Source organism: Dictyobacter halimunensis (assembly GCF_036245075.1).
In genome coordinates, this window is record NZ_BSRI01000001.1 from 1790100 (window position 1) to 1802356 (window position 12257).

Sequence of the window (12257 nt, forward strand, 5' to 3'; positions counted from 1 at the left end):
GCGGCGGTTAAAAGAAGGTAAAGGAGAACAGAGCATGAAAGCAGTCCGACTGATTGAGGCTCAGAGCCCCCTGCAAATGCAGGAGATCCCCATGCCCTCCATTGGCGAAAGAGATGTGTTGATACGAGTGCGAGCAGCAGGCATTTGCCACAGCGATGTTCACTATCGAACAGGGCAATCGCCTGTGCAGCCCTTGCCCAGGACGCTGGGACATGAAATTGCGGGCGTCGTTGAGCAAGTAGGCAGCCAGGTGACGACTGTCAGGGTTGGTAGCCGCGTCTGTGTGCATTATGTTTTAAGCTGCGGTGAGTGCTCATACTGCAACGCCGGTCATGAGCAATTTTGCACACGAGGGTCCATGGTAGGACGTTTTGTCGATGGTGGCTATGCCGAATACGTGGCGGTACCTGAGCACAATACCGTGCATCTGCCAGATGAAATCCCTTTTGAACAGGGCGCGATCCTGATGTGTTCGTCAGCGACCGCCTTTCACGCCTTGCGCAAGTCCAGGCTCAAGGGAAGCGAGACGGTCGCCATCTTCGGGATAGGTGGATTGGGAGCATCAGCAATACAGCTTGCCTATGCCTTCGGCGCACTCGATGTCTACGCCGTCGATATCAATGCGGATAAATGCAAAATCGCCGAACAATATGGCGCGATTGCGGTGAATGCCAGCACAAGTGATCCGGTCGCCGAGATTCGCAGACGTACTCAGGGCAAAGGAGTGGATGTCGCGCTTGAGGTCATCGGCCTCCCTCAAACGATGAAGCAAGCGGTACAATCTCTGGCGGTCATGGGGCGCGCCGTTGTGGCAGGGATCAGCCACAGGCCCCTTGAGATAGATACCTATCGGGAACTGATTGGCAGAGAAGGTGAAGTGATCGGCGCGAGCGATCACCTGCTTCATGAACTGCCACTCCTGCTCGAATTGGCGCGGTGTGGAAAACTCACTGTTTCAGAAACCGTCACGCGCACGATCCCATTGGATGCCGGTGCAATTAACCAGGTACTAGATAAGCTCGAACAGTTCCGGAGTGATGTGCGCACGGTGATCGTGCCATGAGCAATATAAGGTCAACCCAGAATGACCGAGTCAAGGGTTTTAGCCCGCCGCAAACCGCAGGGTTTTAACCCAAGCGGTTAGGCGTCGTGGTTTTACCCAGAAACCTCTTGACAGATGGTCTAATTCATGGTCTAATTAGACCATGAAACAGCCACTTGAGTATCAGAGAGATGAGCATCACGTTCATCTCATTGTTTATCATCTCATCTGGTGTCCAAGGAGAAGGAAACCCGTTCTGGCTGGAAACGTTGCAGAGAGGTGTCAGCAGCTCATTGAGGAGAAGTGTGAAGAGAAAGGGTGGACCATTCTCACGCTGGCTATCCAACCAGACCATATCCATCTCTTTGTGAGGTGTTTCCCCTCTACAAGTGCAGCAGAAGTTGTGAAAGAGTGTAAAGGCAAAACTTCCTTGGTGTTGCGAAAGGAATTTCCTTCCCTCCTGAAACTCCCTTCAATGTGGACAAGATCTTACTTTGCAAGTACAGCAGAAACTATTAGCCACGATACTATTCAGAAGTATAGAGATGCACAGAAAGGAAGGCGCTAGAACCATGGCAAAAGCAACGACTACCATTCGGCACGTTTTGAACCATAAAGCGGCTCATGGTGAGTGGTTGCACGCCAATCAAGCTCTTTTCAATCGGGTTGCATCCTTCTACTTTGATGTGATCCAGGCGCATAGCAACATCTTGGATCTTTCTCAGAAAGAAGCACTCACCGCCCTTGAGAAGCTCACTCATACCACCGAACTCAATCCTCACCCAGTGATGCCTCTTTGCGAGATTGAAGAAGATATTCCAGCCATGTTCCGACGAGCTGCTATCAATGCGGCTCTTGGGTCGGCCCATTCGTTTTACGGCAATCGAGCACGATGGCAACGGGCCAAAGCGAAAGCAGAGGCAAAAGGCAAGAAATGTCACGAGCGACCTCCCGTCCCCCCACGAACTTGGAACAAATCGGTGACGCTCTATGCTAGCATGTGGAAAGAACGAGTCGGTTCCTCTGTCACGATCAAGGTCTGGACAGGGATGTGTTGGAGTTGGATTAGAGTGCGCAGTACAGGGCGTGAAATTCCAGAAGGGTTTGATCTATGTAGCCCTCAATTGGTGTATCGTGGCGGTCACTGGTACCTGCATACTCCTGTCGAGAAGAAGATCAAGAACCCCGTCAAAATCGAAAAGCAGATCAAGACAAGAAGCGACACACGTCTCTGTGCAGTCGATTTGAATATTAAAGAACAATTAGCTGTGTGTACGATACGAGATGTTGAAGGTTCGACTCTTGCCACGCTCTTTATTGGAGGTGGGCAACGAGTATCCGGCTTTAGGAAGAAACAGCTCGGTCGTATCGCACGCAATCGTCATCTCACTGGCAACATTGCAGAGAACGAACAGGACAATGCAGATATATGGGCAAAGATCAGAAATGGAGATGATCATATGGCTCATCTGATCTCCCGCCGCATTGTCCAGTTCGCTCAGAAACACGAAGCAACGGTGCTCGTGTTTGAGCACCTGGGCAACCTTCAACCAGCCAAAGGGAAGTACAGCAAACGAGGGAACGAGAAACGGGCGTATTGGATGAAAGGCCGTATCTTCAACTATTCCAAATACAAAGCCTACAATGCTGGTATACTCACAAGTCGAGTGAGCCCGAGGAATACCAGCCGTGAATGCGCGTGCTGTGGTGGGATGGTCGCTCGCTATGCAGAAGGGCAAGAACCCAAGGGGTACACCTATGGTGCTCCACTGGTCTATTGTGCAACATGTAATATGCGTGGCAATGCAGACAGAAATGCCAGTTTAATGATCGGAAACAGACTCTTCGCACGCTTCCAGGAAAAGCCTCAAACGAGCACTCGTGCTCGGGTAGAGCAATCTACGGGTGTTGTTGTTCTCCAAGAGCCGAACGTCCAAGTTGTGGGCCAGCTATCCCTTTGGACGAGGCATGAGAGCAACAACGGGCATGGCACCGCCCAGAGCAGTATCCCAGGGTTGGCTGGGTCTGCTCGCGATTTCACCGATCCACTACACTGCCCAGGGAGCCATGGCTACGCCACACCTGCTCAGGACAGCGACTACGTCGGGGAGTCAGAAGCCGCTGGTCTTTAGGCCTGCGAAGTGTCACAGCATAGCCCTATACTGGTATACTTGCTCTATATATGCAGCGCACCGTCTCCCTTGTAAACAGGCGGGCAGGCAAAGGATGCGACTGCAACTTTAAAACTTCGGAGGTATCCGATCTATGGGTTCTATGGAACAGCCAGCACAGGAGGCGAATGTTCCGCAACATGCGGCGTCATCTCATTCGCCTGGATCCACACAGGTGACAAAAACACCCAGCCCTGGTTCAGCCGATACAGCGGAGGACCAGGAGAAGATCCGGAGCACAGCCGCCTTTCGCGCGTTATGGACGCGACGATTGATCGTTGGCGCGGCAATCCTGATCTGGGGTCTTATCTTCTACTTCTTTTTTATGGCCGTGGCGCGTGTCGGAGCAGCGCTTACACTGATCTTCGCAGGTGCGCTCCTGGCATACCTCATTTATCCGATTGTGCTCTTTCTCCAACGTTTCATTCCACGTGCTATCGCAATCGTGCTCGTCTTTGTGATACTACTCATCGCTTTATGCCTGTTGGTTGCCAGCGTTGGGCAGGCGGTCTTTAATCAAGTCGCCACATTACCAGGTTTTATCAGCTGGTTGCAAGGCAAAGAAGGACAACAGCAGATTCAAGGCATCTTGAATAACCTGAACAAGATTGGCGTTTCGAGCACTCAGATCAACGCAGTAGGCGACCAGATCTTTGTGCAACTCCAACATTTCCTGTATGGCCTTATCCCATTCTGGCAAGGGACATTTAATATCCTGATCGATATTATTGTGGTGGCAACCCTGGCGGTCTACTTTATCCAGGCTGGCCCTCGTATGATCCGCTGGATGCGTGAGCAATCCTTTTTCTCGTATCAGAAAGAGGTCAATTTTCTGCTCGATGAAATCGATCGCGCCATCGGGGGCTACTTTCGCGGACTCTTTATCGTAGGAGCTATCGCTGGCGTGCTGACCGGGCTGGTCCTCTGGTGGCTGGGCGTCCCCTATGCTATCTTATTAGGCTTGATCGTCTTTGTCTCCAATTTTATCCCGGTGATTGGTGGCTATATCGGTGGACCCCTCTGCATCCTGATGGCAATTCCGCAGGGTTGGGTCACCGTCCTGATTGTAGCGGTCTTTGTGGTTCTGCTTCAGGGAGTCTTTCTGGGCCAAATCCTGAGCCCGCGCATTCTGGGAGACGCGGTCGGCATCCATCCTATCCTGGCTATCTTCGCGTTGTTCGCGGGCAGTGAGCTCTTCGGAATCGTCGGTGGTATCCTGGCCGTCCCCATAGTCGGAATCATTCAACATATCATTGTGGCCGCCTGGAGTAAGCGTAAGCAACTCCATCCAGAAGAGATCATCCAGGAGCTCATCTCCTGACGATACCCTCTTTGCTTCAGGGCACACATATATGGCTATACACAGGCTAGCACTAATATATATGTGTGCCCTACCATAAGGTAGAGCACCTGACTATAAGTAGCGCGACCAGCCAAAGGATAACGAATAACTGCTTTTGGGGACGCGTTAAAGCAAGGTCACACTTACTCCTTACCTGCTCTGGAGCTTGCCTGAGATGAACTGGAGAGTTGTGTCCACCTGCGCTTCGGCCAGGCCATGAATGATCAAAGGGCCGGGAAAAGCCCTGGCCTGAAGCAGGCGCAGATAGTGGTCATAGTCGAGAATCCCCTCTCCAGCCGCGCGGAAGGTATCGTCCGCGCTCCGATCTTTGGCGTGGGCGATGACGATCTGCTCTCCCAGTAGGTCAAAGGCCTCATCGAGCACCTGGCGCATCGGTCGTTCGCCGCCTGGGACGATCAGATTGGCGGGATCGACCACCACCTTCAAGTGTGAGGACCCCATGGTGGCAAGCAAAGCGTGGCCGCGCGCGGCGGTATTCACCACATTGGCTCGCTCCGGCTCAAAGGCAAGGGTCACCTGCTCTTCCTCGGCGATGCGCAGGGCCGCCTCCATCGCGTGTAAGAGATCAGACCAGGCCTCGGGAGATGCGTTTTCTGGATGCCAGTGCCACATGTCGAGGGGATCGCGTGTCCCTGTACACAGCGTGATAACGGTCGTTCCCAGATCCTGACAGGCGGCCGCTAACGTACGCAAGCGGCGCAGTCCCTGCTGGCGCACCGCTGGATCGGGGTGGATCATGTTGTAGGTACCAGAGACAGCCGCGATCTCGATGTCTCTGCTCTGCGCGGCCTCGCGAATACGCCTGCTGAGGGAAGGAACGATCTCCTCTGGCAGGGACGGCACACCCGCGCAGGCCAGATTAAACTGCACATACCTCAAGCCATGTGCCCTCACCGCGTCGAACACCTCTTCAACGCTCGGACGCGCAAACGTTTTGGCAAAGATCCCCAGCTGCATCATACGCCTCCTGTCACATCGGACACAGAGATCCACGCGCCGGTTTCGACGGAACGTGAGATAGCCACCAGGGTCCGTATAGCCGCGACACCGTCTTCGATCCCCGCCCCATGCTGTGGCGCTCCCTGCAGAATCGTCTCGGCGAAGCCCTCGATCTGTCGCTTGTAGACATGTCCATCGGCACCTAGAACGCGATGATATTGTCCATCGTGTGCACTGAAACACTCCACTTCACTGGAGCGCAGATGCCAGGGATTGAAGGTCTTACCAATCACGCTGCCATGTTCGCCATACACCTGAAAGCCTTCATGCCAATCCATGCGCACAGCGATCGTCAGGTCGAGATGACCGAGACTGCCATCGGCGAACTCGGTGTCGACAAACCAGCAATAGGCGCCAAACTTCTCGACGAGTCTGGCCTGGACACGGATGATCTCACCACCCAGAAAGCGGGCCGTATCGACCAGGTGGCTGGCATGCCCCAATAAGTAGTAGCGCTGCCGGTCTGCCTTCGGATTGCCTGCTGGTCGTCTGGCATGGGTGCTGCTGATCATCATGGGCTGAAGGTTGTCCGTCACCGTGTACCGATACGTCGAGTCGCAGTACCAGGCTTTGAGCGCGAGAAGTTGGCCGATCTCTTCCTGGATAAACTGGTGGGCAAAGGCGATGCCGGGATCAAAGCGCTTCATCGTCCCGACCTGGAGTACGAGCCCCGACGACCGCACCTGCTCACGGAGCGCCTCGCACTCCTCAACGCTGACCCCCAGTGGTTTTTCCACCAGCACATGCTTCCCGGCGGCAAGAGCCTGAGCGGCCATGGCGACATGGAACTGATCGGCGGTCGCCACAATGACCGCTTCGACCTGCGGATCTGCCAGCATCTCGTTGTAGTCGAGATAGGTGACGCGGGGATGGTGGATGGCGGCCATATTCGTGACCAGGTCTTCCGCCAGGTCGCAGATGGCATACAGTTCGGCATTGCGCGCTCTGCGACAGGACTCAAAATGAGCGGCCTGCGCGATCTGGCCTGCTCCGACAACCCCAATTCTCAGTAATCGTGCTTCTTTCTCGATCATCTTCTTCCTCCACCTGATCTGTTACAAATACTTACTCGTCAGCGAATGCTCAGCACCGAGGAGCTCTCGCGGTGTTCCTTCGAAGATGACCATGCCACCCTTATTGCCACCTTCCGGACCCATATCAATGATCCAGTCGGCGTTGCGAATCACATCAAGATGGTGCTCAATCACAATCACGGTGTTGCCGCCATCGACCAGCCGGTTCATGATGGTGAGCAGGCGGCCAATGTCCGAGAGGTGTAGACCCGTGGTGGGCTCGTCCATGACGTAGATGCTGCCCCGCTTGTGGAGTTCGCTGGCCAGTTTGATACGCTGGCACTCACCACCTGAGAGAGTGCTCATGGGCTGACCGAGGGTCAGGTAGTCCAGGCCCACATCGCTCAAGGCCTGCAGCTTTGGCCGCACTTCTTTGATCTGCAAAAACGCCAGGGCCTGCTGAACGGTCATATTCAAGACATCGGCAATGGATTTGCCGTTCAATGTGTAGGCCAGCACCTCGTCCTTGAAGCGCCTACCACCACACACGTCGCAAGGAAGCTTGACCCCTTCAAGGAAGCCGAGGTCGGTGTAGGTCACACCCAGACCCTGACAGTTAGGGCAGGCGCCTTTTGAGTTAAAGCTAAACAGGCCGGCATCAACCTTGTTGGCTGAGGCGAAGGCCTTGCGCACATCATCCATGATGCCGGTATAGGTGGCAGGATTGGAGCGGCTGGAAGTGCTCAGGGATGCCTGGTCAATCACCACAGCTTCCGGATGCTGACTGAGAAAGGCTTCATTGATAAGCGAGCTTTTGCCTGAACCAGCCACGCCGGTGATGACCGTCAGCACGCCGGCGGGAATATTCACGCTGACATCCCGTAAATTATGCACCGTCGCGTGGACGATTGGCAGCGTCCCGGTCGCCTGGCGGAAGCTCTCCTTCAGCGGCCTCTGACGCAGCAAATGATTCCCGGTCAGCGTATCGGCCTTGAGCAGACCGCTGTAATCGCCTTCATAGACAATCTGGCCTCCTTCGCTCCCGGCGTATGGTCCCATATCTACCACGTAGTCGGCGATTTTGATCACATCAGGATCGTGCTCCACGACAATGACCGTGTTCCCTTTGTCACGCAATTTTTCCAGCAGTTCGTTCAGACGATGGACATCGCGCGGATGCAGTCCGACGCTGGGCTCGTCAAAGATGTACATGACATCCACCAGGCTGCCGTTGAGCTGTTTGACTATTTTTACACGCTGCGACTCACCGCCGGATAGTGTATCTGTGGTTCGATCCAGGCTGAGATATTCCAGGCCAATCTCCACCAGGTGCTGCAGACGGTCGGTCAACGTGCGCACAAGAGGCGCCGCAGCCGGTTCCGTGATACCCTTGACGACCTCTAGCAACTCATCAATCTCCATCGTGTCCATATCAGCGATATTATACCCATTGATCTTACAGTGTAAGGCGGCCTGGTTGAGCCGGGCACCCTTGCAGAGCGGACAGAGGCCGAGCTTCAAAAACGGCTCGACCTTTTGCCGGATACGAGGCGAGAGCGTCTGGATGTCGCGCGCGATAAACTTGCGATTGAACTTGTACACCAGGCCCTCATAGGTATTATAGGGCAGATCAGTATGCCTGCGCGGTTCGCTGTAGAGAAGCAGGTCCAGTTCCTCCGGAGGATAATCGGCGATCTTCTTATCGTTGTCAAAGTAGCCAGAACGCGCATAGATATCGCTTTCCATATTGGTCAATCCTGGGGCGATGACAGCTCCCGCGTTCAGCGATTTTGTCATGTCAATCAGCGCTTCAAGGCCAATGCCGATCTTGCGGCCTACACCACCACACTCGGGACATATACCCTGTGGATCGTTAAAGGAAAAGGCATTGGCGGAGCCCACATAGGGTTGGCCAATGCGTGAAAAGAGCAGGCGCAACACGGGCGCGATATCGGTAACAGTACCCACCGTCGATTGCGATCCCCCACCCAGGCGTTTCTGATCCACAAGCACCGCCATGCTCAGGTTCTCAATCGCATCGGCGTCTGGCTGGGGATAGCGTGGCAAAAAGTTGCGAACAAACATGCTAAAATTCTCGAATAGCAGCCGCTGTGCTTCGTTGGCGATGGTATCAAACACCACCGATGACTTCCCCGAGCCCGATACGCCGGTAAAAATGGTGATTTCGCGCCTGGGCAGCCTCAGCGAAACATTCTTGAGGTTGTTCTCGCGGGCGCCGCGAATCTCGATATATTCTTGAACCATGCGGATAGAGGTTCCCTCCAGATCTTTTAATCACGTATTTCTTTACCGAATTGCTGAGCATACTCAGAATTGAGCCGGGGCCAATCGAACTTCATCGCCTCGCCGGCAACGATGCGACCGAGGGGGGTTCCACTGAGAAGATGATTCAGAACATCAAAACAAATGTGCCACCCGGCAGCACCCATTGAGATGAAGCGACGATCGATGTTGTGCCATAGCGTCAGGCGCGTGCCGCCACCAGCGGCTTCGAGTTCCCACCGCATATCGTTGCCACCCCAATTGTATTCAAGCAGCCTGGGAGCCTCGGCTCGCGTCACCCGTGTTTCGGACACCTGCGGCGTGGGAGCGCCCACCGTGGTGAGCTTCACCGTGGCGCCGGGCGTGCCCAGGCTCTTATCAGCATCAAAGGGTGCCCACTCGCGCAGATGCGCGGGGTCGGTCAGTGCCTGCCAGACCTTCTCCGGCGCGTGGCGCAGTTCTCTGACGAGAATGAGCGTCCACTGCTCTCCATCCTTGCGTATCTGCGCCCCGCAGGCCGGACCCGGTGTGTACTGCTCGCGATCGGTCGTCATCTTCTTCTCCTTGTCTTCCTATTCGTTGGTGGTAATTAATCCATGCGGTCGAGGTGGCGTTCGAGGGCATCCACGTGGGTGGACCAGAACCGACGGAACGGAGCCAGCCAGGCATCCACATCCTGAAGCGGTTCCGGTCGCAGCCGGTAGACACGGCGCTGCGCGTCCACCGTGGATTCCACAAAACCGGCCTCGCGCAGCACGCGCAAGTGCTTTGACACGGTTGGCTGCGACATATGAAGTTGACGCCCGATATCTCCAACCGACTGTTGTGATGAGGCCAGCAGGCTCAATATCGCGCGGCGGTTCGGTTCCGCAATGATTTCGAACACGGTTTCCATATTTTAGTATACTCCACAGCGCAGCCGAGCGACCGTTCTTAGTAGCGTGCCAGCTGCGCAAGCTGAATGAGGTTGCCACAGGTGTCGTTCAGCATCGAAATGGTTGAGCCGGTCACGTCGGTAGGCGGCATCGTGAACTCAGCGCCACGGGCCTTGATCCGCTCGTAGTCCCCTTTGACGTCGTCGGTAAAGAACATAACTGCAGGCTGGCCCTGTTGAAAGATCGCCTGCTGATACGCTTTGGCCGCGGGATTGTCGTTGAGCGCCAGCTGTAACTCGGTGCCGTCCGGCTCCTCGGGGGAGGCCACGGTCAGCCAGCGATAGGGGCCCTGACTGAAATCAGCCTTCTTAGCAAAGCCCAGTACCTCCGTATAGAAGCGCAGTGCCTTGTCCTGGTCGTCTACGTATACCGTGGTCAATTTGATCTTCATCTCATTTCTCCTTTGTCATGCTCGCGGTTTGGGCCGCATCATCCAATGATTCGAACATAAGTTCCACTTCCATAGTATACCCCATTGGTTATATACGTGTCAAGGCATATACAAGCCATTACTCTGATAACGAGTATACATATGCTTTCGCTCTCCATGAAATTGTGGCAAGTTCAGACACCTTCTCGCGCCTCGCGCAAATGCTTGTCTCACATGGGCTGGTATGCTACACTGGATGAGGTTGTTTTCTCCGCTGCTTATCCAACATAACCCGCTCGGAGCACAAACGCATGATTTTCTTTGATGAGCAAAGACCCTCGAGCTCGCCTTTTGTCGAACTGATCTGGCGCAGCCATAGTGAAGACACGCACCCATTCCTCTCTATCGCCGTCAACCGCATTGAGTTGGTCGTGAGCAAACTCCAGGGCAAGACCACTCTGACGGTGCGAGGACCAGAAACCAGAGCTACCCCAGTTGGAGACTGTCCAGCCGATGGAGAATGGCTTGGCATTTTGCTGAAGCCAGGGGTGTTTTTATCTCACCTGCCCATAAGGTCGCTGGTGGATGACTCGGTAGATCTGGAAGCCGCGTCCACGAAGACCTTCTGGTTAGGTGGATCAACCTGGCAATTTCCGACCTATGAGAATGCCGATACATTTGTCGACTGGCTGGTACATGAGGGACTGCTGGTTCGTGATCCCCTCATCGAGGCAATCCTTCAAGGTCGCTGCAACGATCTGACCCCGCGCTCGGTCCAGTATCGGTTCTTGCGCTCTACCGGAATCACACAGAACGCGGTCCGGCAAATCGAACGGGCGCGTTCCGCTACGTTCCTTTTACAACACGGCGTCTCCATTGCCGACACCATTGTGCAGACTGGCTATTACGATCAACCACATCTCACCAGATCACTGAGGCACTTCATCGGACAAACACCCGCTCAACTGCTTCATCATAGCCAGCCTGAACAGCTTTCGCTTTTGTACAAGACAATCCCTTTTCCTTGAGGCATACTATTCGTGTCTGGGGAATCACATACACATATTCCAATAAAATACTGGATAGAAACAATACGGAGGGAATCATGCGAAAAATTGTTGTCTCAGAGTTTGTATCGTTGGACAATGTCATACAAGCACCTGGCGGGGCAGAAGAAGACACCGAGGGCGGCTTCACCCAGGGTGGATGGACACATCCATTCTGGCACGATGACATTGGCGCGCACTTCTTCGAAGCAATGAATCAGAGCGACGCCCTGCTTCTGGGGCGCAAAACATGGCAGATCCACGGTGGAGCATTTGAACCAATGCCAGATGGAGATCCCTTCGGCGATGCCATGAACGCAAGGCAAAAATACGTTGTCTCCACAACCCTGACTACAACCTCGGCCTGGCGCAATTCAACCTTGATTCGTGAGAATGTCGTCGAGGAAATACGCGCCCTGAAAGCACAACCCGGCAAGAACATCGTCATCGATGGCAGCAGCGTACTGGTGCATACCCTGGCCAGACACGACCTCATCGACGAATATAGCCTGTTGGTATATCCGATAATTCTCGGCGGCGGCAAAAAACTGTTCCCCGAAGGACTACATCTTCCGCTGCGCCTGATTGAGTCCAAACCACTACCATCAGGCGTTGTTCTCATGCGCTACACACGCGCATAACTGCACTGCGATCGTTCCTGCTTTCTGGCTGTTCTACAGTTTAGAATCAACCAGCATAGCAAGGATCGATCTTTTTTTCATTTCTCTCGATTTTCAAAAAGCCCTGATTATCCGTACCGCGTTCACTCTATATCCGAACGAGCAGTTTATACCGCTTGCGGAGGACGCGGTACGCATGCACGATGGCCTCGAATCCTCAGAAAAGACATCCTCTGCACTCCTCACGATGAAGCGAAATTGGTAAGACTGGTATAAGACCAGGTACATCTTGTTGTATTTCTTCACAAAAAAGAAGAGCCCCGCTGTGTTTTGCGCTAGAAAAATTTGGTTGTATCTCTCTTTTTGTCAAACAGATGCTTAAGACGGCATTAAAAACACAGAAAAAACGGCGTGC

12 protein-coding genes are annotated in these 12257 nt (G+C 54.1%); 6 read left to right on the forward strand and 6 right to left on the reverse strand.

What is annotated here, in order from left to right; genetic code table 11:
• The first annotated feature begins 34 nt into the window (after window positions 1–34).
• From AABA21_RS07120 to AABA21_RS07135, 4 genes are all read left to right on the forward strand, one after another.
• On the forward strand, window positions 35–1063 hold the full coding sequence (locus tag AABA21_RS07120; protein WP_338248323.1) for an alcohol dehydrogenase catalytic domain-containing protein: 1029 nt from the start codon (window positions 35–37) through the stop codon (window positions 1061–1063).
• 142 nt (window positions 1064–1205) lie between these two features.
• On the forward strand, window positions 1206–1610 hold the full coding sequence (gene tnpA / locus AABA21_RS07125; protein ID WP_338248326.1) for an IS200/IS605 family transposase: 405 nt from the start codon (window positions 1206–1208) through the stop codon (window positions 1608–1610).
• Window positions 1611–1614: 4 nt separating this feature from the next.
• Window positions 1615–3174 (forward strand): RNA-guided endonuclease TnpB family protein, encoded by a 1560-nt coding sequence (locus tag AABA21_RS07130; protein WP_338248327.1) that lies wholly within the window; start codon window positions 1615–1617, stop codon window positions 3172–3174.
• Between the two features lie 133 nt (window positions 3175–3307).
• Window positions 3308–4534 carry an AI-2E family transporter gene (locus AABA21_RS07135; RefSeq protein WP_338248329.1) on the forward strand — a complete coding sequence of 409 codons (1227 nt, stop codon included), beginning with the start codon at window positions 3308–3310 and terminating at the stop codon, window positions 4532–4534.
• Window positions 4535–4705: 171 nt separating this feature from the next.
• On the opposite strand, the gene AABA21_RS07140 is transcribed toward AABA21_RS07135, so the two are convergent.
• From AABA21_RS07140 to AABA21_RS07165, 6 genes are read right to left on the reverse strand one after another with little or no spacing between them, the layout of a single operon-like run.
• Window positions 4706–5536, reverse strand: a complete 831-nt coding sequence (locus AABA21_RS07140; protein WP_338248331.1) for a sugar phosphate isomerase/epimerase family protein — start codon at window positions 5534–5536, stop codon at window positions 4706–4708.
• The gene (locus tag AABA21_RS07145; RefSeq protein ID WP_338248333.1) at window positions 5533–6609 is read right to left on the reverse strand and encodes a Gfo/Idh/MocA family protein; all 1077 of its coding nucleotides are present in this window, start codon (window positions 6607–6609) and stop codon (window positions 5533–5535) included. Before AABA21_RS07145 ends, AABA21_RS07140 begins: the two co-directional genes overlap by 4 nt.
• Window positions 6610–6630: 21 nt before the next feature.
• Complete coding sequence (locus AABA21_RS07150; protein WP_338248335.1) at window positions 6631–8853, reverse strand: ATP-binding cassette domain-containing protein; 2223 nt, start codon at window positions 8851–8853, stop codon at window positions 6631–6633.
• A 26-nt stretch (window positions 8854–8879) separates the two neighbouring features.
• Window positions 8880–9425, reverse strand: a complete 546-nt coding sequence (locus tag AABA21_RS07155; RefSeq protein WP_338248337.1) for an SRPBCC family protein — start codon at window positions 9423–9425, stop codon at window positions 8880–8882.
• A gap of 35 nt (window positions 9426–9460) precedes the next feature.
• The gene (locus AABA21_RS07160; protein ID WP_420917101.1) at window positions 9461–9766 is read right to left on the reverse strand and encodes an ArsR/SmtB family transcription factor; all 306 of its coding nucleotides are present in this window, start codon (window positions 9764–9766) and stop codon (window positions 9461–9463) included.
• Window positions 9767–9804: 38 nt separating this feature from the next.
• Complete coding sequence (locus tag AABA21_RS07165) at window positions 9805–10197, reverse strand: VOC family protein (RefSeq protein WP_420917102.1); 393 nt, start codon at window positions 10195–10197, stop codon at window positions 9805–9807.
• Between the two features lie 290 nt (window positions 10198–10487).
• On the opposite strand from AABA21_RS07165, the gene AABA21_RS07170 reads away from it, so the two are divergent.
• A complete protein-coding gene (locus tag AABA21_RS07170; RefSeq protein WP_338248343.1) occupies window positions 10488–11204 on the forward strand; it encodes a helix-turn-helix domain-containing protein in 717 nt (238 codons plus the stop codon).
• A gap of 77 nt (window positions 11205–11281) precedes the next feature.
• A complete protein-coding gene (locus AABA21_RS07175; protein ID WP_338248345.1) occupies window positions 11282–11863 on the forward strand; it encodes a dihydrofolate reductase family protein in 582 nt (193 codons plus the stop codon).
• Window positions 11864–12257 lie beyond the last annotated feature (394 nt).